This is a genomic window from Streptomyces sp. NPDC054794 (assembly GCF_053611585.1).
Genome location: NZ_JBSHAQ010000016.1, coordinates 137,462 through 156,253, shown reverse-complemented (window position 1 = coordinate 156,253; position 18,792 = coordinate 137,462). Strand labels below are relative to the sequence as shown.

Genomic DNA, 18,792 nt, shown 5'->3' with positions numbered 1-18,792 from the left:
CGTGGGGGGGGGGGGGGGGGCCCCCCGGGGGGGGGGGCGCGGGCCCCGGGGCCCCCCGCCGCCGGGCCCCCCCGCTCGCCCCGGCTGAGCACCGGCTTCGAGCGGCTCGCCGCGGACGGGTACGCCCTGCTCAAGGGGCAGCGGGTCGGCATCGTCACCAATCCCACCGGCGTGACCCGGGACGTACGGCACATCGTCGACGTCATGCACGCCGACCCGCGTGTGAAGCTCACCGCCGTCTTCGGCCCCGAGCACGGCTTCCGCGGCACCGCTCAGGCGGGCGGCTCGGAGGGCAGGTACGACGACCCGGCGACCGGCCTCCCCGTCTACGACACGTACCTGAAGAGCGGCCGGCCGCTGGCCGACGTGTTCACGGCGTCCGGGGTGGACACCGTGGTCTTCGACATCCAGGACGCCGGGGCCCGCTTCTACACGTACATCTGGACCCTGTACGACTGCATGGAGGCGGCGCGGCTGGCGGGCCGCCGGTTCGTGGTGCTCGACCGGCCGAACCCGGTGACCGGGCGCTCGGCCCAAGGTCCGGTGCTGCACAAGGAGTTCGCCTCCTTCGTGGGCCGTGAGCCGATCGCCCAGGCGCACGGGATGACGGTCGCCGAGCTGGCGCGGCTGTTCAACGCGGAGTTCCTGAGCGCGCCGGTGCCGCTGGAGACCGTCCAGATGACGGGCTGGAAGCGCACGGACTTCTACGACGCCTCCGGGCTGCCCTGGGTGCCGCCCAGCCCGAACATGCCGACCCCGGACACCGCCCTCGTCTACTCGGGCACGGGTCTGTTCGAGGGCACCAACCTGTCCGAGGGGCGCGGCACCACCCGGCCCTTCGAACTGCTCGGCGCGGAGAACATCGACGGGCGCTGGGCCGCCGCGGCCAACGAACTCGGGCTGCCCGGCGTCCACTTCAGGGAGGCGTACTTCGCGCCCACCTTCTCCAAGTTCCAGGGCAAGACCGTCGGGGGCGTGCAGGTCCATGTGCACGACCGGGCCGCCTACGACCCGGTACGCACCGGGATCGGACTCCTGGTGACCGCCAAGAAGGTCTGGAGCGGCTTCGGCTGGCGCTCCGACAACTGGATCGACAAGCTCACGGGCTCCACCCGCGTGCGCACGATGATCGACGCGGGAGCGGGCACGGACGAGGTGGTCGCCGCCTGGCAGGAGGAGCTGACGGCGTTCCGAGGCATTCGAACGAAATATCTGCTCTACAGGTGAGCCGCGACGTATGGCCAACCTTGCCCGGTGGCGGGACGATGCGCCCACATCGCACCGCTTCGGGGGACGAGGGAGCCTGTCATGGCGGATCCTGGGATGAGCGTGACTCCCTACTGGGAGCTGGCTTTCGACGCGGACGGGGACGTGGACGGCCGCGAGCGGGACAGGCTGCTGCGGGAGGTCACGGCGCGCGGCGTACACGACCTGATCGTCTTCGCGCACGGCTGGAACAACGACCGCTCGGGCGCGACCGCGCTCTACAGCCACTTCTTCGCCCCGATCCCCGGGCTCGCACCGCATGCCCGGATCGGCTACGTGGGCGTGGTGTGGCCCTCGATGCGGTTCTCGGACGAGCCGATCCCGGATTTCCCGAAGTCCGCGGTGGCCGTGGCGGCCGAGACCGGGCCGCCGCACGCCCTGGACAAGGACACCCGGCACGCGCTCCTGGAGACCTTCCCCGGGCGCGCGACCGTGGTCGACCAGATCGCCCGGATGCTGGACCAGCAGCCGCGCGAGGAGGCCGAACTGGAGGAGTTCGGGCGGCTGGTGCGGCTGCTGGTCGAGGTGGTGCCGGGCGGGCCGCAGCCGCTGTTCGCGGCGGACACGCTGGCGGAGGGTGTGCCGCAGAGTGAGCCCATGCTGTTCACCGGGGACACGGTGGCGCTGTGCGAGGAGTTCGCGCAGGCCCTGGCGAGTCTCGGGTCCGCCGACGGCGAGGCCGGGACGCCGGAGCCGGATCCGACGGTGGCGGTGGCCGGGTTCGCGCTGCCCAACCCCTGGAACGGCGCGCGCGAGCTGCTGCGGCAGGCTACGTACTACGCGATGAAGCGGCGCGCCGGGACCGTCGGGGAGCGCGGACTGGGGCGGGTCGTCGGGCAGTTGGCCGGTGCGGCGCCGGACGTCCGGGTGCATCTGGTCGGGCACAGCTTCGGCGGCCGGCTGGTGTCCTTCGCGCTGCGCGGACTGCCGGAGGGCGTGCGCACGGTGAAGTCCGTGACCCTGCTCCAAGGTGCCTTCTCCCACTACGCGTTCGCGGCCCGACTGCCGCACGACCTGCACGTGTGCGGGGCCCTGGAGGGCCAGCACAACCGGGTCGACGGCCCGCTGGTGTGCTGCTACTCGCGCCACGACCAGGCGCTCAGCACCATGTATCCGCTGGCCTCGCGGATGGCGGACGACGACCGCTCGTTCACGGACTTGGGGCCGGCCGGCGGCGACCGGTCCTTCGCGGGCTTCGACCTCGGGCGGGCGCTGGGCACCAAGTGGGGTGCGATGGGGCACGACGGCGTCCAGGCGGTCGCGGGGACGGCCTCGATGGACCTCGCCGAGGCGCTGCGCGGTCCGCTGCCCCGGTCGGGCTGCGTCAACGTCGACGCGGCGGCGGTGGTCAACCGCGGCGGGCCGCCGGCGGGCGCGCACAGCGACATCGTGCACGCCCAACTGGCCCAGCTGGTCCTGGCGGCGGGGCGCATCGCATGACCCGCCGCCAGGTTCGGGTCACCGGTGCGACGTGTACTCCACGACCTGCTGGAACGTCGGCCGGTTCTGCCAGCTGATCCTGCCGTGCTTGATGCCGCCCAGGGTGCGCTGGACGATCGAGTCGGCGCACCACTGGTCACCCGCCGAGCACTGGTCGTCGCCAGGGTAGACCTGGGCGGCGGTCAGGCCTGCCGCCGTCTTGAGCGTGCCGATCAGGATGTCCCGGCAGGAGCTCACGCTCCCCGCGCCGCAGTACTTCTGCGCGAGCCCGCCCTGCACGGACTCACCGAGCACCGCCCGGATGTCCTTGTCGACATAGCTCCACCAGCCGTACTGGAAGGAGCTGCCGGCGTGCGAGCCGGTCGGGCCGTGACCGGCCGACGGGGCCTCGTCGATCGGCAGGTTGTTGCCGAACGCGCCGTACAGGTCGCTGCCCAGACCGGGCTCGAACTCGGCCTTCACCAGCAGCGGCCACCACGCGTCCAGGATCCGGATCGCGTCCGCGTCGGCGTAGGTCTTCGAACCGGCCGAGGTCTCCGTGCGCTTGGCGCCCGCCGTCACCCAGGCCTGCAGCTTGCTCACCGCCGCGGCGGCCGTGGAGTCGGTCACCGGCGAGCTGTTGACGACCTTGAGCAGCTTCGGCAGCACGTCCTCGGCCCGCAGGTCGGCAACGGCCGCGTCGGCCATGGCCTTCGCCAGCGCCGACCGGGTCACCCCGCCGGCCGCGACCAGTTTCTTCACCCGGTCCTCCAACAGGTTGCCGCGGTGCACCGACCCGTCGCCCCAGGACGCGGTCGTGTAGTCCTTGGCCTGCTTGTTGTTCCAGGAGACGTAGTAGTCCTGGTCCAGGGAGTTGGGGTGGGCGGAGGCCGGGGTGTAGTCGGCCGTGTTCGTGGCCGGGTTCCAGTTCTTCCACTCGTACGCGGGCTGCCCCCATACCGGGAACTCGGCGTCCACACCGCTCGCCCGCACCGGGTTGTCACCGCTGTTGTAGTAGGCGGTGTGCTGGGAGTCGGCGTAGAACCAGTTGAAGGTGTAGTTGATGTGCTGCGCCGCGCTCTGGAAGTCCTTCGGACCCTTGACGTAGTCGGGGTCGTTCAGCATCTGGAAGCCGATGATCGAGTCGGCCTCGTGCAGGTACGAGGAGCGCAGGGTGGTGTAGGCCACCTTCTTGCCGCCGACGGTCGCGCGGTACTCGACGGGTCCGTACTTGGTGCGCCAGACCCGCATCGTGTACGAGCCGGCCGGGGTGCCGTCGGCCGTGGTCGGCTTCCAGGCGTTCTTCTGCTCGACCTTGTCCATGGCCGTGCAGGTGCCGTGGTACAGGTAGTGGTAGTCGTCCTGGCACAGTTCGACCGCGTAGGTGTCGATGATGTCCTGGCCGGAGGTCGTCGCGCTCCAGGAGTAGTCCTGGCCGCGGCCGAGTTCGACGTACATGCTCAGGCCGGCGAAGGAGGCGCCTCGGGCGCTGATGCCGGGGCCCTGGATCTCCTGGAGCATCAGCAGCTGCGGGGCGAAGTAGCCGGTCTGCGGGCCGAAGACGGCGACCGGATGGCCGCTCGCGGTGTACTTGCCGCTCACCACCAGGGCGTTGGACATGCCGCGCTTGGCGGAACCGAGCGTCGCCCTGGCCGCCGTGGCGGAGGCGCCGGTCGCCGTGGCCGTGGCCGCGCTGCCGGTGCGGTCGTAGACCAGCGGCTCCTGGGTCACCGAACCGGCGTCGGGCATCGCCTCGCCCTGGGGGCTGTCCGGCCTGATGGCGTACGGGAAGCTCTCGCCGTTGTGGACGGTGAGGACGGCCTCGGCGTCGTTGCGCTCGCGGAAGGACTCCCAGACCTTGGTGCCCTCCTGGACGCCGTACTTGGACTGGGCGGCGATCAGGGAGAGCGCGTTGTTGACCTCACCGCCGCCGCCGGAGCCGAAGAGCGAGCCGATGACCGAGCCCAGCGCCACCAGGTCGGTGATCTTGAAGTGCTCGATGGTGCCGGCGTTGGTGATCGCGTCCTTGTGGCCGGTCAGGACGTACTCGCCGGGGAAGTAGCGGCCGCTGTCGGAGGCGTCGATGTAGGCGTTGATGCCGGCGAGGTAGGCGACTGCGTCGGCGAGGGCCCGCTGGCCGCGGGCGCCGTTGTTCGCGACGGCGTTGTCGATCTGCGCCTGGAGGTCGGCCTCGGTGTAGGGGGCGTTGCGGTAGAACTCCTGCTCCAGGCCCTGGTTGCTGGGCGCGCCGCCCGCGAAGGAGGTCAGCCCGCCGCGGCCCACGTGGCGGAAGACGTCCATCAGCCACAGCCGGTCCTCGGCCGCCGCGTACCCGGCGCCGAACTCGGTGCCGTACCGGGTGGTGCCGGTGATGTGCGGCACACCGGTCTTCTTGTCGCGGACGATCGTCACGTCGCCGCGGCCGGCCGGCTTCTCGGTGGAGGCGACCTGGTCGGAGGCGACCCCGAACGAGGCGTCGTTGAAGAAGGTGTTCATCTTCGCGTCGGTCAGCCCGGAGTAGCCCGAGGCCAGGTTGGCGTACGGGCCGAGCTGGTCCTCCGCGTGGTCGGGCTGGGTGCCGAACACCTGGTTCAGGAGGATCTGGGCGAGGGTGGCGTTGCCGTTCTCGCCGGGCGGCAGGATGTCCGAACACTGGCCGCCGCAATAGTCGTTGGAGGCGGTCGCCGCGGTGGCGGTCGCCTGGGTGAGCGGGGACAGCAGGCCCGCGACCAGGACGCATACGGATGCCGTTTTCAGGAACCCGGTGAGCCCGCGGGGAGTTCTCAGTCTGGTGAACAACGCATTTCGTGGGGTGCGCCGTGCCATGGCAGCTCCTGAGGAACGGGGGTTGGCGGGACGTTACCGCCGGTATCCCCGAGATTGAAGATGAACATGCGTCACTTTTTGGAGTCGCCCGGGCCGTTGCCGCTCGGCGGTCAACCCGGGAGGTCTTATGGACGGCATCGGAAATCGAATGGAGCCGGATCGGGTGTCGACACGTCTATACGGCAACGTCGCGCGAAGTGGGCACGACGACGCCGAAGTGACCGAAGTACAGGTGCAGGTGTGACGGAGGTGCAGGGCCATGGCCGGTTTCCGGAGTTTGGCGAGACAGGTACGAGATCCGCGGTGCGACCTGGCGCTGCGGCGCTACTCGCTGCGTAAGTGCCTTGAGCGGTTCGCGCCTTACGGACACAGGGCGACCTGGGACCACCTGTGCGCCCGGGGCGGGTTCGGACCCGAGGACCGCTCCCCCGATCCGGCGCGGCTCGTGGCCGCGCTGGACGAGCTGGAGGAGGCGCGGGCGGTCTGGCTGGCCTACGAGGCCGAGTTCGCCGAGCGTCGCAAGAAGGAGAAGCACGACGGGCTGCGCCGTCCGGGCAGCGTGGACGACTGGCACCGGCTGACCTGGGGCGGCTTCGGCGTCGCCTGGTGCGACGATCCACGTGTCCACCCCGACGAGCCCCTGGCCGAGGTGCTGCGACGGCTGATCGCCGCCCTGGAGCGCGAACCGGGTTCGACCTGCCCGGTGTGCCACGGGGAGCGGCTCGTCTGGAAGTACGACCTGGACCACGAACCCTCGACGGGTCCGGTCTGCGCGGACTGCGGGATTCTGGTGCCCCGCCCCGTGCTCACACCCGAGGCGCTGGCCTACGCCAGGCGCGGCAGGCTGCTCGTGTCGGCCTGAGGTATTCCGGGGGTGCGCCGGGGATGCCGCACCCCCTCCCGTTCGGCTGCGGAGCGTTGTCCGCGCAGCGGCGGCTGTGGACCCGCATCGGTGGCGGCTGTCACCATCGGAGCATGGTGCAGGTGTGTCTCAACGGACGTCGCGGGGGCGCCGACGGCGCGAGTGTGCCCCTGTCCCCGGAGGCGTTGGCCGAGGCGGCGGCGCTGGCCGTGACGGCCGGGGCCACGGACATTCACGTACATCCCAGGACGCCGTGCGGACAGGACAGTCTCTCCCCGCGCGTGGTGGCGGCGACCGTCGAGGCGATACGGGCCCGGGTCGCGGTGCCGGTGGGAGTGACCACGGGCGCCTGGGCCGAGCCGGATCCGGCGGCCCGTCTGATGGGGGTGCCCCCGCGCGAGCGTGTTCGAGCGTGGGGGAGGGTGCGGGGCTGGCGCGCGCCACTGCCCGACCACGCCTCGGTCAACTGGCACGAGGAGGGTGCGGAGGAGCTCGCCGCGCGGCTGATCGCCCTCGGTGTGCGGGTGGAGGCGGGCATCTGGTCCGGTACGGACGCGGCGGCCCGGTTCACCGCCTCGCCGCTGGGCCCGAAGGTGCTGCGCGTGCTCGCGGAGGTGACCGACCCGGACCCGGACACCGCACCGCAGTCGGCGCGCCGGCTGCTGGCGGACCTCGGTCCCGCCCACGGCCGCCCGGTGCTGCTGCACGGCGAGGAGGGCGGTGCCTGGCCCGTCCTGCGGCTGGCCGGACGGCTGGGGCTGGCGACCCGCATCGGGCTGGAGGACACCCTGCTGCTGCCGGACGGCGGACCGGCCGCCTCGAACGCCCAGTTGGTGACGGAGGGGCTGCTCCAGTACGGGTCGGCGGCCCAAGGGCGGGACTCTAGCAACGGATAATCCGCTCGCTCCAGCCGTTTCCCGTCCGGACAGTGGGAGGCGATGCAACACGCCTGAACGACCACGTCCTGGGAGTCCCCGATGTCGACGCTGCGCGTCACCGCCGAAGTGCTGACCGTCCACGAACATCCGAACGCCGACGCGCTCGAACTGGCCCAAGTGGGGCTGTACCGCGCCGTCGTCGCCAAGGGCGCGTACCGCACCGGCGAGGCCGCCGTCTACATCCCCGAGCAGTCCGTGCTTCCGGCGGAGCTGATCGAGGAGCTGGGGCTGACCGGACGGCTGGCGGGCAGCGCGTCCGACCGGGTCAAGGCGGTGCGGCTGCGCGGGGAGCTGTCGCAGGGCATCGTCTGCCGGCCCGAGGCGCTCGCGGACGTCGACCTGGCCCGCGCCGCGGCCGACGGCACGGACTTCGCGGAGCGGCTCGGCATCACCAAGTGGGTGCCGCCGATCCCGCCGACCATGAGCGGTGAGGTCGAGTCGGCGCCCGAACTGCTGCCCTGGGTCGACATCGAGAACATCCAGCGCTACCCGGACGTCTTCACCCCGGGCGAGCCCGTGGTCCTGACCGAGAAGCTGCACGGCTCCGCGTGCCTGCTGACGTATCTCGCCGACGAGGACCGGGTGTACGTCACCTCGAAGGGCTTCGGCGCCAAGTCCCTGGCCCTGAGGGAGGATCCGCGGAACCTGTACTGGCGGGCGGTGCACGGCCACGGCGTCGCCGAGGCGGCGGCGCGGCTCGCCGAGCGGCTCGGGGCCCGGCGGGTCGGCATCTTCGGCGAGGTGTACGGCGCGGGGGTCCAGGACCTGACGTACGGGGCCGACGGCCGGCGCGACACGCTCGGGTTCGCGGTGTTCGACGTGTCCGCCGAGATCGACGGGTCCGTGCGCTGGCTGGACGCCGCGGCGCTGCTGGACGGGGAGCTGCCGTTGGTGCCGCGGCTCTTCGAGGGGCCGTACGACATCGAGCGGGTGCTGGAGTTCGCCGGCGGCCGGGAGACGGTGTCCGGGCGGGAGTTGCACATCCGGGAGGGCGTGGTGATACGCCCGGCCGTCGAGCGGTACAGCCAGGTGACCGGAGGGCGGGCCATCGCGAAGGCGGTCGGCCCGGCCTACCTGACCCGCAAGGGCGGGACCGAGTACGAGTGAGCGGGGCAGCAGTCGCCCGGTGCCGGTGTGGGCGCCGGGCGACTGCTCCGGTCTTCCACCAGCAGCCGCGACCCAGGCCCCCGTTCCCCCACCGCGTCGTCCGGGTTGGACAGGACGCAGCTGTCGAGGGAGAGGCAGCCGCAGCCGATGCAGTCGGTGAGGTGGTCGCGCAGGCGGTGCAACTGCTGGATGCGCTCGTCGAGTTCGGCGCGCCAGGCCTTGGACAGGCGGGCCCAGTCCTCGCGGGTCGGGGTGCGCTCCTCGGGGAGCTCGGCGAGGGCCTCGCGGATCGTGGCCAGCGGGATGCCGACGCGCTGGGCGGCCCGTACGAAGGCGACGCGGCGCAGGGTGTCGCGGCTGTAGCGGCGCTGGTTGCCGGTGGTGCGGCGGCTGTGGATGAGGCCCTTGGACTCGTAGAAGCGCAGGGCGGAGACGGCGGCGCCGCTGCGCGCGGACAACTGGCCGACGGTCAGCTCGTGGATCTTCTCGGGAATCTGGGGCACCTCTCAGAGCCTACCCATCGCCCCCGTCGCGGTCCGTTGACATCGGCCCCGCTCCCGACCATGCTAAGCAGTTGCTTAGACATGCGACCGAGGCAAGCGACGCGAGAGGCCGGGAACATGGCAGAACCGAGGATCTTCACCTCCCCCGACGAGCTGAGGGCGGCCGTCGGCGAGCAGCTGGGGCACACCGACTGGGTGGAGATCGATCAGAAGCGGATCGACCTCTTCGCGGACGCCACCGGCGACCACCAGTGGATCCACGTCGATCCGGAGAAGGCCGCCCTGGGCCCGTTCAAGACGACCATCGCGCACGGCTACCTCACCCTGTCGTTGCTCCCCCTCTTCGGCCCGCAGCTGATCTCGGTCCAGGGCGTGCGGATGGGCGTCAACTACGGGACGAACAAGGTCCGTTTCCCCGCTCCCGTGCCGGTCGGCTCCCGGCTGCGCGCCACGGCGACGATCACCGGCGTCGAGGACGTCACCGGCGGCGTCCAGCTGAGCGTGGCGTTCACCGTGGAGCGCGAGGGCGGCGACAAGCCGGTCTGCGTCGCGGAGTCGGTGGCCCGCTACTACTTCTGAGCCGCACCGCCCGGCGGGCCGGCGCCTACTTCGCGCCGACCATCCGCAGCACGAGGTCGGCGTAGAGCGCGCCGACCTCCTCGGGCGTCCGGGGGCCGTCCACGTTGAACCAGCGGGCCACGTCGATGCACAGGGACAGCACGGCGAGGGTGGTGCCGTGCACGTCCAGGACGTCGAACTCGCCGGACTCGACGCCCTCCTGGATGATCCCGCGCACCTCACCGTCGACCTGGCGGCGCAGATCGAGGATCTCGGCCCGGGCGTCAGGCCCGAGCGCGTCCAGCTCGTACTGCACGACACGGGCGGTGGTGCGCCGCCCGGCGTGCCAGCGGACGAAGGAGCTGACGGCGTCCGCGAGCCGCTCCGGGGCGCTGCCCTCGCGGCGCGCGGCCGTCCGCAGGATGTCCAGGGCCCTGTCGTGACCGATCCGGCTGATCCGGTGGAGCAGCTCTTCCTTGGTCTTGTAATGGATGTAGAGCGCGGCCGGGCTCATGCCCGCGCGACCCGCGATGTCGCGGGTCGTCGTCGCGTGGTAGCCGCGCTCGGCGAAGGCCTCCACGGCCGCGACCAGCAGGCGCCGGGCCGCCTCAGGGGTGACCTCTTCCCACGGCTCGACCTCGCCGCCGGTCGTCTCCTCCGCCGTACTCATCGCTTTCTCGCCCCTCTCGGTGACAGGAGCTACACCATACCGCCGAAGCTGAGCGGCCGCTTAGAGTGCCTGCTCAGATCTTCTCGAAGGGATCGTGTTCGGCCAGGAGCTTCTCCAGCCGCGCCTGGTCGACCCGGCTCACGATCTGCCCGGCCTCCTGCCGGTCCCTGATCACCTTGGCCAGAGTGAAGGCCGAGGTGACGAGGTACAGGACCGCGACGGCCAGGAAGGCCCGGACCCAGGCGTCGGTGTCCAGCCGGTAGATGCCGATGGACGTGGCCGCCATCGCGATGGCGAAGGAGGCGACCGCCTGGCCGTAGAAGGCGGCCGTGCTCTGCTGCTTGACCGGTGTCTCACTCATGGACACCACGGTCCGCGGATGTGGCGGTCACCACATCCGCCGGGATACTCAGAAACGTACTCAGAACGCCGAAACCCCCGTCAGCGCCCGCCCGATGAGCAGTTTCTGGATCTGGCTGGTGCCCTCGTAGAGGGTCATCACGCGGGCGTCGCGCAGGAGCTTGCCCGCCGGGTACTCGTCGATGTAGCCGTAGCCGCCGAAGACCTGGAGGGCGTTGTTGGCGGCCCGAACGGCGGCCTCGGAGGCGAAGAGCTTGGCCTTGGAGGACTCGGTGGCGAAGGGCAGGCCGCGGTCGACCAGGTCGGCGACCCGCCAGGTCAGCAGCCGGGCCGCGTCCACGTCGACCGCGATGTCACTGAGGAGCTCCTGCACCAGCTGGTGGTGGGCGATGGACCTGCCGAACTGTTCGCGCTCCCCGGCGTACCGGACCGCCGCGTCCAGCGCCGCCTGGGCTATCCCCACGCAGCCCGCGGCGACCGACATGCGCCCCTTGGCGAGCGCGGACATGGCGACGGAGAAGCCCTTGCCCTCCTCGCCCAGCATCGCCGAGGCCGGCACCCGCACGTCCTGAAGGACCAGCTCGGCGGTGGCCTGGCCGCGCAGGCCGAGCTTGCCGTGGACGGCGTTGCGGGTCAGGCCCGGGGTGTCGGTGGGCACGAGGAAGGCGGAGACGCCCTTGTGGCCGGGGGCGTCCGTGGAGCGGGCGAAGAGCAGCACGACGTCGGCCCAGGTGCCGTTCGTGATGAACATCTTGGTGCCGTTGATGACGTACTCGTCGCCGTCGCGCACGGCCCGGGTGGCGAGGTTGCCCGCGTCGGACCCGGTGCCCGGTTCGGTCAGGCCGAAGCAGCCGACGTACTCGCCGGACGTGAGGCCGGGCAGCCAGCGGCGCTTTTGCTCCTCGCTCCCCCAGGCCGCGACGGACTTCGCGACGAGGCCGAGGGAGACGGACACGATCCCCCGGACCGAGGAGTCGCCCCGGCCCAGCTCCTCCGTGACCAGGCAGTACGCCAGGTGGTCGCCACCCGAGCCGCCGTACTCCTCGTCGACGGTCAGGCCCAGGAAGCCGAGCGCGCCGAGCTTCTTCACGATGCCCCGGTCGACCTCCTCGGCCCGGTCCCAGGCGACCGCGTACGGAGCGACCTCCCGCTCCACGAAGTCCCGGGCGAGCTGCCGGACGGCGGTCTGCTCCTCGCTGAGCTCCAGGTTCACGACGAGATCACCCCACAGATGACGGAAACACGGCAGATCTTGAAAGCCGCACATTTAAATTAGCACTGCTAGTTTCTAGCCGCAGCCCTACTATGTGCGCCATGGCCCGACCGCGCAAGCCCCTCCTGAACACCGACCGGATCGTCGAGACGGCACGCGAACTCGTGGACGCGGAGGGCCTGGCGGCCGTCTCCACCCGTCGGCTCGCCGCCGAACTGGGCGTGAGCGGGCCCTCGCTCTACAACCACTTCCGCACCAAGGACGAGATCCTGGAGGCGGTCGCGGACTCGGTGAGCGGCCAGGTCGACCTGTCGATGTTCGACAACGGCCGGGACTGGCGGACCGCCCTGCACGACTGGGCCGTCTCCTACCGAGCCGCCCTGCGCGACCACCCGAACATCGTCCCGGTCCTCGCCCGCGGGCCCGGCCGCCGCCCCGCCGGACTGCGGCTGGCCGACGCCGTGTACGGCGCGATGGTCGGCGCCGGCTGGCCGCCCGCGCAGGCCACCTCCATCGGCGCGCTGATGCGGTACTTCATCATGGGCTCCGCGCTCGGCTCCTTCGCCGGGGGCTTCGTGGACGACGCGAGCGCCTACGACCCCGCCGACTACCCTCACCTCGGGCAGGCGCACCTCCTCGCCGAACAGCAGGAGAAGATCGACGAGCGGGCCTTCGAGACGGGGCTGACGGCCCTGCTGGACGGGCTGGCGCAGCAGTACGCGCAGGTCGGCGAGAGCGCGTAACGATCCTTCGGCGCCCGCCGTAGTGTCCGTACCGCATTCTGGGGTGCATGACCGCCAAGGACGCCCAGGCACCCGGGCTCGCCGCCCTCGCGGCTCTGATCGCCGACGAGACGCGGGCCGCGTGTCTGCTCGCGCTGCTCGACGGGCGGGCCTGGACCGCCGGTGAGCTGGCCCGGCACGCGGGGGTCGCGCCGTCCACGCTGAGCGAGCACCTGGGCAAGCTGGTCGCGGGCGGCCTGCTGACCGAGGAGCGCCAGGGCCGCCACCGGTACGTCCGGCTGGCCGACGCGCGTGTCGCACAGCTGGTGGAGGACCTCGCGGCCCAGGCCGGCCCCGGCACCGCCCGGCCGCCGCGCACGCTGCGGGAGTCGAGCGCCGGTTCCGCGATGGCCCGCGGCCGCACCTGCTACGACCACCTCGCCGGGCGGCTGGGCATCGCGCTCACGGACGCGCTGACGGCGCGCGGGCTGCTCCGGCAGGACACCGGGTTCGCGCTCACGGACGCCGGGGTCGGCTGGTTCGGCTCCGTCGGCATCGTCCTCGACCGCGCGACCCGTCGCCCCCTGGCCCGCGCCTGCCTCGACTGGACCGAGCGGCGGCCCCATCTGGCCGGTGTGGCGGGCGCGGCCCTGTGCCACCACACCCTGGACGCCGGATGGTGCGTACGCATCGGCTCCGCACGGGCCGTGAAGGTGACGCCCGAGGGCGAGCACGCCCTGTCCGACCTGCTGGGCATCCCGGCGGGGGCGCTGCGCTGAGCGGCGGTGTCCGCCCCGCAGCGTCGCGTCCGAAATCCGCGAGCGGCGACCCCGCTCCCCTCCTAGCCTCGGGAAGCATGATGAACGTCTCCCCGTCCCGCCTGGCCGCCGGCGCCGCCACGGTCAGCGTGCTGCTGTGGGCCTCCGCCTTCGTCTCGGTCCGCAGCGCGGGCGCCGACTACGCGCCCGGCGCTCTGGCACTCGGCCGGCTGCTGGCCGGCTCCCTGGCGCTGGGGGTGCTCTGTCTCGTACGGCGGGAGGGCCTGCCGCCGCGGTCGGCGTGGCCCGGCATCGCGATATCCGGGCTGCTGTGGTTCGGCACCTACATGGTGGTCCTGAACTGGGGCGAACAGCAGGTGGACGCCGGCACGGCCGCCATGGTGGTCAACGTCGGGCCCGTGCTCATCGCGCTGCTCGGCGCCCGGCTGCTCGGGGACCCGCTGCCGCCGAGGCTGCTCGCGGGCCTGGCGGTGTCCTTCGCGGGTGCCGTGACCGTGGGGTTGTCGATGTCGGAGGGCGGCGGTTCCTCGGTGCTCGGCGTGCTGCTGTGTCTGCTGGCCGCGGTGACGTACGCCGGCGGGGTGGTCGCGCAGAAGCCGGCGCTGGGTTCGGCGAGCCCGCTGCAGGTGACGACCTTCGGGTGCCTGGTCGGCGCGGTCGTCTGTCTGCCCTTCGCCGGGCAGTTGGTCCACGACGCGGCCGACGCCCCGCTCCCGGCCACGCTCAACATGGTCTACCTGGGCGTCTTCCCGACCGCGCTGGCCTTCACCACCTGGGCCTACGCGCTGGCCCGGACGACGGCGAGCCGGATGGGCGCGACGACCTACGCCGTGCCCGCGCTGGTCGTCCTGATGTCCTGGCTCTTCCTCGGCGAGGTCCCGGGGCTGCTGACGCTCGCCGGCGGCGTGCTGTGCCTCGCGGGCGTGGCCGTCTCACGCTCCCGCCCACGTGGCACGACTCCGGCCCCGGCCGCGCAGCCTGTCGCCGAGCAGCGCGCCGGGGCCGAGCGGGTACCGGCGACGGACTTCTAGAACACCACCAGCGCCCGGCCGCCCTTGCCGGCGAGCATGTTCTCGAAGGCGGCCGGGATCCCCTCCAGGGCGATCCGTTCGGTCACCAGCGCGCTCAGGTCCAGGCGGCCCGCCCGGACGTGCTCGGCGAGCACCGGGAGGTCACGGGCCGGGTCGCAGTTGCCGTACACGCAGCCGGACAGGGTCCGTCCCCAGTGGAAGAGCTCCAGGGCGTTGAAGGTGACCTGCTGGTCCTTGCCCCCGATGCCGACGACGGTCGTCCGGCCGCCCCGGCGCGTGGAGTCCCAGGCGGCCCGGATGCTGACCGCGCGGCCCACGCACTCCACGGAGACGTCGACGCCCTGCTTGCCGGTGAGGGCACGGATCTCGCGGGGGGTGTTCTCGGAGGCGAGGAGGAAGTCGGTGGCACCCGCGCCGCGCGCGAGTTCCTCCTTCTGCGGGGACACGTCGACGGCGACGATCCGTGCCGCGTCGGCGATCCGGGCCGCCTGGAGCGTGGCGAGGCCGACCCCGCCCACGCCGAACACCGCGACGGTCTCCCCGGATTGGACCCGCGCCGCGTGGTGCACGGCACCGTAGCCGGTGAGGACGGCACAGCCGAGCAGGGCCGCGTCCACCAGCGGCACGCCCTCGGGCAGGGGCAGGACGCAGGACGCGGCGACCACCGTCTCCTCGGCGAACGCGGCGACGTTCAGGCCGGGGTGGAGGTCGGTGCCGTCCACGGTGCGGGCGTACACGTCGGCGGCCCCGGTGAGCGCGTTGGCGCACAGCCAGACCTCGCCGAGGGCGCAGGCGTGGCAGGTCCCGCAGGACGGGGCCCAGTTGAGGACGACGCCGTCGCCGGGACGCACATGGGCGACCCCCTCGCCGACGGCGACGACCGTCCCCGCGCCCTCGTGGCCGAGGACCGCCGGGACCGGCACCCGCATGGTGCCGTCGGACAGGGACAGGTCGGAGTGGCAGACGCCGGCGGCGGCGAGCCGCACCCGGACCTGGCCGGGGCCCGGGTCCGGCAGGTCGATCGCGGTGACCTCCAGGGGAGCGCCGACGGCGGGCAGAACGGCGGCACGTACGGCCATGAGGGAAAACTTCCTTAGAACTGGAGGGACTTGGTCTGGAGGTATTCGGCGAGCCCGTGCGCGCCGAGTTCGCGGCCCACCCCGGACTGCTTGTAACCGCCGAACGGGGCGAGGGGGTTGAAGCGGCCGCCGTTGATGTCGACCTGCCCGGTGTCCATACGGCGGGCGAAGGCCACCGCCTCCGCCTCGTCGCCCGCCCAGACGGCGCCGGCCAGGCCGTAGACCGTGCCGTTGGCGATGCGCAGGGCGTCCTCCTCGTCCTCGTACCTCAGGACGGTGAGGACCGGGCCGAAGATCTCCTCCTGCGCGATCGTCATCTGCGGCGTCACGTCCGCGAAGACGGTGGGGCTCACGAAGTAGCCCTTCTCGCGCGGGGGCTGCGCGCCGCCCGCGACCAGGCGCGCGCCCTCGGCGACGCCCCGCTCGATGTAGCCGCGCACCCGGTCCAGCTGCCGGGCACTGACCACCGGCCCGATGCGGTCGCCGTACTTGGCGGCGGCGGCCGCGGCCAGCTCCACCGCCTCGTCGTACTGGGAGGTGTGCACCAGCATGCGCGTCCATGCGCTGCACGTCTGGCCGGAGTTGGACATCACGTTGGCGACGCCGACGCCCACGGCCTTGGCGAGGTCGGCGCTGGGCAGGATGACGTTGGCGGACTTGCCGCCGAGTTCGAGGGCCACCCGCTTGACCGCCCCGCCCGCGACCGCTCCGATGTGCCGGCCGACGGCGGTGGAGCCGGTGAAGGAGACGAGGTCGACGTCCGGGTGCTCGGCGAGGGCCTGGCCGGCGACCTGCCCGAGGCCGGTGACCAGGTTGAACACCCCGGCCGGCAGGCCCGCCTCGTGCACGGCCTCGGCGAAGAGCTGGGCGGTGAGCGGGGTGTTCTCGGCGGGCTTCAGGACGATCGTGCAGCCCGCGGCCAGCGCCGGGGCGACCTTGGCGACGATCTGGTGGAGGGGGTAGTTCCAGGGGGTGATCGCGCCGACCACGCCGACCGGTTCGTGGTGCACGGTCGAGTTGCCGACCCGCTCCTCGAAGCTGTGGGTCGCGGCGAGTTCGGCGTACGAGCCGGCCACCGCGATCGGCACGCCCGCGTGGACCGCCTGCGAGAACGCGAGCGGTGCGCCGAGCTCCGCGGTGACCGTCTCGGCGATCTCCTCCCTGCGGGCCACGAGGACGTCCCGCAGGGCGATCAGCCGGGCGGACCGCTCGGCGGGCGGTGTCGCCGCCCAGGCCGGGAGCGCGGCACGGGCGGCCCGTACGGCGCTGTCGACGTCCAGGGCGGTGCCGGCCGGGACGTGGCCGATGACCTGTTCGTCGGCCGGGTTCACGACCTCGATCAGGTCCTGCCCCGCCGCGGGGCGCCAGGCGCCGTCGATGTACAGGCCGTCGTGTGGCTTCATGCTGCTTCCTCCGGGCGGGGCTGCGTGGTCCGACACACAAACTAGCGGCGTTAGTTTTCCCGCGCCAGGCGTCACCGGACGCTCCAGGACATCAGAAGTCCACTTGCGCCCGTTCGTCCACCCTGCCCACGGACTCCTGGCCGAAAGCCTTCTCGTAGGCCAGACGGATCTCCTCGATCCGCCGGTCGCTCGTCTGTGCCCCCGCCACCGGGTACAGCAGGATCAGCTCGTACGACGGCTCCCGCTCGATCGTGCCGTGCGCGTCCCGCCACTGCCCGCGCCCGCTCTGCACGGTGAGGCCGTCGGGGAAGCCGGGGGTGACCCGCTGGTCGACGAAGTCCATGAACTGCGCGTCGGTCACGGCCGGTCCGCCGTCCGGGCGCGCGGTGCCGAAGAAGAGCCGGGTCTCCACGTACGGCTTTCCGCGCAGCGGCGGCGAGGGGGCCGCGTCGGCGAGCGTGGCGTAGGCGGTCGGGGCGGCGGCCAGCAGGAGGCCGGCCGCGGTGAGGTAGGTACGGGTGAGGCGCTTGTGCATGCCTCATCCGTAGTGGGCTCACTCGTCCAGGTCGGGCAGCCGCGCCGGGGACGGGCAGATGCGTTCGCCGTGCTGGTCGAAGACGAACAGGTGGGCGATGTCCACGAGGAGGGGGACCTGCATGCCGTGCCGCAGCCGGATGTCGGGGGTGGTGCGCACGACCAGGTCGCCGGGCATCCGGCCCTCCGGCGGCGCGGGTTCGGGATCGGCGTCGGCCGGGTTCTCCAGGACCACCACCGGCCCGGCACGCAGGGCCCCGGCCCGCTCCCGCAGCCGCCCCAGCACGGAGAACCCCTCGCGGGCACGGCGGCGCGGGCGGCGCGGGGACGGGCGGGGGGCCTCCAGTTCGGGTACGACGGCGGGCCGGGAGCCGGTGTTGAAGTGCACGAGCACCTCGTGACCCTGGAACTCCATGTGCTCCACCAGTCCGCTGATCGGCACCTCACCCGGCCGCGCCGCGGCGGGCTTGGCGATACGGACCGCCTCCGAACGCAGCCCGACGATCACCTCCCGGCCCTGCTGCACGCGCAGCAACCGGTGGTCCGCGCTGAGCGGTTCGGGCAGGCGCAGCGCCTGCCTGCCGAGGCCGATGGTCATCGCTCCGTCCAGCGGGGCACGGACCAGGCCCTGCAACAGGTTGATGCGGGGGGTGCCGATGAAGGCGGCGACGAAGACGTTGCGGGGCAGCGCGTACACCGAGCGCGGGGTGCCGACCTGCTGCAGCACTCCGCCGCGCAGGACGGCGACCCGGTCGCCGAGCGACATGGCCTCGGCCTGGTCGTGCGTGACGTACACCGTGGTGACGCCCAGTTCCCGGGTGAGCCGGGACATCTCGGCCCGGAGCCGGTTGCGGAGCTTGGCGTCGAGGTTGGACAGCGGCTCGTCCATGAGGAAGGCCGAGGGGTGGCGGGCGATGGCCCGGCCCATGGCGACGCGCTGGCGCTCGCCGCCGGAGAGCTGGCTGGGATAGCGGTCGAGGAGGTCCTCGATGCCCAGCATGCGGGCGGTCGCGTCCACCCGGGGGCCCGGGTCCTCCCCGGGGCTCTCGATGCGCAGCGGGAAGCCGATGTTGTCGCGGCTGGTCATGCTCGGGTAGAGGGCGAAGTTCTGGAAGACCATCGCCATGTCCCGGCCGGACGGGGCCAGGTCGTTGGCGTACTCGCCGTCGAGGAGCAGTTCCCCCTCGTCGATCTCCTCCAGCCCGGCGATCATGCGCAGCACGGTGGACTTGCCGCAGCCGGACGGGCCGAGCAGTACGAGGAACTCCCCCGGGGCGACGTCCAGCGACAGCCGGTCCACCACGCGGACGCCTCGCGCGTAGGACTTGCTCACGTCGTGCAGGGAGATGGCGCGTGTCATGGCTGCTGGCCCCCGGGGGCTGTTCCAGAGCGCTGGTGCCGGTGCTCCGTGGTCGAAGGCCTCGTGCGGTCGTACGGGGCCCGTGAGTCACGGAAGTTAACGGAATGTGTGCGGCCGGGGGAAGACGCGTGCCGAAATGTCCTGGCGGTCACAGGTCGACTG

18 protein-coding genes are annotated in these 18,792 nt (G+C 72.3%); 9 read left to right on the top strand and 9 right to left on the bottom strand.

Annotation, left to right across the window (positions count from 1 at the left end):
• Window positions 1–84 precede the first annotated feature (84 nt).
• Both ACWGKT_RS19200 and ACWGKT_RS19195 read left to right on the top strand, forming a co-directional pair.
• Complete coding sequence (locus ACWGKT_RS19200) at window positions 85–1,227, top strand: exo-beta-N-acetylmuramidase NamZ family protein (protein ID WP_453274616.1); 1,143 nt, start codon at window positions 85–87, stop codon at window positions 1,225–1,227.
• Window positions 1,228–1,308: 81 nt separating this feature from the next.
• Window positions 1,309–2,706 carry a serine-threonine protein kinase gene (locus ACWGKT_RS19195; RefSeq protein ID WP_453274590.1) on the top strand — a complete coding sequence of 466 codons (1,398 nt, stop codon included), beginning with the start codon at window positions 1,309–1,311 and terminating at the stop codon, window positions 2,704–2,706.
• Window positions 2,707–2,724: 18 nt separating this feature from the next.
• Here the strand turns inward: ACWGKT_RS19195 and ACWGKT_RS19190 are convergent, their stop codons facing one another.
• Window positions 2,725–5,511 carry a penicillin acylase family protein gene (locus tag ACWGKT_RS19190; protein WP_453274589.1) on the bottom strand — a complete coding sequence of 929 codons (2,787 nt, stop codon included), beginning with the start codon at window positions 5,509–5,511 and terminating at the stop codon, window positions 2,725–2,727.
• A 259-nt stretch (window positions 5,512–5,770) separates the two neighbouring features.
• Here ACWGKT_RS19190 and ACWGKT_RS19185 point away from each other — a divergent pair, with 259 nt between their 5' ends.
• From ACWGKT_RS19185 to ACWGKT_RS19175, 3 genes are all read left to right on the top strand, one after another.
• Window positions 5,771–6,373, top strand: coding sequence for a hypothetical protein (locus ACWGKT_RS19185; protein ID WP_453274588.1), 603 nt, complete (start codon window positions 5,771–5,773; stop codon window positions 6,371–6,373).
• 113 nt (window positions 6,374–6,486) lie between these two features.
• Window positions 6,487–7,269 carry a 3-keto-5-aminohexanoate cleavage protein gene (locus tag ACWGKT_RS19180; RefSeq protein WP_453274587.1) on the top strand — a complete coding sequence of 261 codons (783 nt, stop codon included), beginning with the start codon at window positions 6,487–6,489 and terminating at the stop codon, window positions 7,267–7,269.
• An 81-nt stretch (window positions 7,270–7,350) separates the two neighbouring features.
• Window positions 7,351–8,418 (top strand): RNA ligase (ATP), encoded by a 1,068-nt coding sequence (locus ACWGKT_RS19175; protein ID WP_356152244.1) that lies wholly within the window; start codon window positions 7,351–7,353, stop codon window positions 8,416–8,418.
• On the opposite strand, the gene soxR is transcribed toward ACWGKT_RS19175, so the two are convergent.
• Window positions 8,382–8,921, bottom strand: a complete 540-nt coding sequence (soxR, locus tag ACWGKT_RS19170; RefSeq protein WP_356152242.1) for a redox-sensitive transcriptional activator SoxR — start codon at window positions 8,919–8,921, stop codon at window positions 8,382–8,384. The genes ACWGKT_RS19175 and soxR overlap by 37 nt on opposite strands.
• Before the next feature lie 117 nt (window positions 8,922–9,038).
• Here soxR and ACWGKT_RS19165 point away from each other — a divergent pair, with 117 nt between their 5' ends.
• Window positions 9,039–9,500 carry a MaoC family dehydratase gene (locus ACWGKT_RS19165; protein WP_453274586.1) on the top strand — a complete coding sequence of 154 codons (462 nt, stop codon included), beginning with the start codon at window positions 9,039–9,041 and terminating at the stop codon, window positions 9,498–9,500.
• A 25-nt stretch (window positions 9,501–9,525) separates the two neighbouring features.
• Here ACWGKT_RS19165 and ACWGKT_RS19160 read toward each other — a convergent pair whose 3' ends face one another.
• The 3 genes from ACWGKT_RS19160 to ACWGKT_RS19150 form a co-directional block, all read right to left on the bottom strand.
• A complete protein-coding gene (locus tag ACWGKT_RS19160) occupies window positions 9,526–10,149 on the bottom strand; it encodes a TetR/AcrR family transcriptional regulator (RefSeq protein WP_356152238.1) in 624 nt (207 codons plus the stop codon).
• A gap of 73 nt (window positions 10,150–10,222) precedes the next feature.
• Window positions 10,223–10,510, bottom strand: coding sequence for a YiaA/YiaB family inner membrane protein (locus ACWGKT_RS19155; protein WP_356152236.1), 288 nt, complete (start codon window positions 10,508–10,510; stop codon window positions 10,223–10,225).
• A gap of 60 nt (window positions 10,511–10,570) precedes the next feature.
• Entirely contained in the window at window positions 10,571–11,722 is a 1,152-nt protein-coding gene (locus ACWGKT_RS19150; protein WP_453274585.1) for an acyl-CoA dehydrogenase family protein, read from the bottom strand.
• A gap of 101 nt (window positions 11,723–11,823) precedes the next feature.
• Here ACWGKT_RS19150 and ACWGKT_RS19145 point away from each other — a divergent pair, with 101 nt between their 5' ends.
• From ACWGKT_RS19145 to ACWGKT_RS19135, 3 genes are all read left to right on the top strand, one after another.
• The gene (locus ACWGKT_RS19145; protein ID WP_356152232.1) at window positions 11,824–12,465 is read left to right on the top strand and encodes a TetR/AcrR family transcriptional regulator; all 642 of its coding nucleotides are present in this window, start codon (window positions 11,824–11,826) and stop codon (window positions 12,463–12,465) included.
• Window positions 12,466–12,512: 47 nt separating this feature from the next.
• Complete coding sequence (locus ACWGKT_RS19140; protein WP_453274584.1) at window positions 12,513–13,223, top strand: ArsR/SmtB family transcription factor; 711 nt, start codon at window positions 12,513–12,515, stop codon at window positions 13,221–13,223.
• 80 nt (window positions 13,224–13,303) lie between these two features.
• Window positions 13,304–14,254, top strand: a complete 951-nt coding sequence (locus ACWGKT_RS19135) for a DMT family transporter (protein ID WP_356152254.1) — start codon at window positions 13,304–13,306, stop codon at window positions 14,252–14,254.
• On the opposite strand, the gene ACWGKT_RS19130 is transcribed toward ACWGKT_RS19135, so the two are convergent.
• The 4 genes from ACWGKT_RS19130 to ACWGKT_RS19115 all read right to left on the bottom strand — a co-directional run bounded on the left by ACWGKT_RS19130 (window position 14,251) and on the right by ACWGKT_RS19115 (window position 18,630).
• Window positions 14,251–15,333, bottom strand: a complete 1,083-nt coding sequence (locus ACWGKT_RS19130) for a zinc-binding dehydrogenase (protein WP_453274583.1) — start codon at window positions 15,331–15,333, stop codon at window positions 14,251–14,253. The two genes, ACWGKT_RS19135 and ACWGKT_RS19130, sit on opposite strands and share 4 nt — an antisense overlap.
• Before the next feature lie 14 nt (window positions 15,334–15,347).
• Window positions 15,348–16,736 carry an aldehyde dehydrogenase family protein gene (locus ACWGKT_RS19125; RefSeq protein ID WP_453274582.1) on the bottom strand — a complete coding sequence of 463 codons (1,389 nt, stop codon included), beginning with the start codon at window positions 16,734–16,736 and terminating at the stop codon, window positions 15,348–15,350.
• A gap of 91 nt (window positions 16,737–16,827) precedes the next feature.
• Window positions 16,828–17,271, bottom strand: a complete 444-nt coding sequence (locus tag ACWGKT_RS19120; RefSeq protein ID WP_235452943.1) for a DUF3574 domain-containing protein — start codon at window positions 17,269–17,271, stop codon at window positions 16,828–16,830.
• Between the two features lie 18 nt (window positions 17,272–17,289).
• On the bottom strand, window positions 17,290–18,630 hold the full coding sequence (locus ACWGKT_RS19115) for an ABC transporter ATP-binding protein (protein ID WP_356152225.1): 1,341 nt from the start codon (window positions 18,628–18,630) through the stop codon (window positions 17,290–17,292).
• Window positions 18,631–18,792 lie beyond the last annotated feature (162 nt).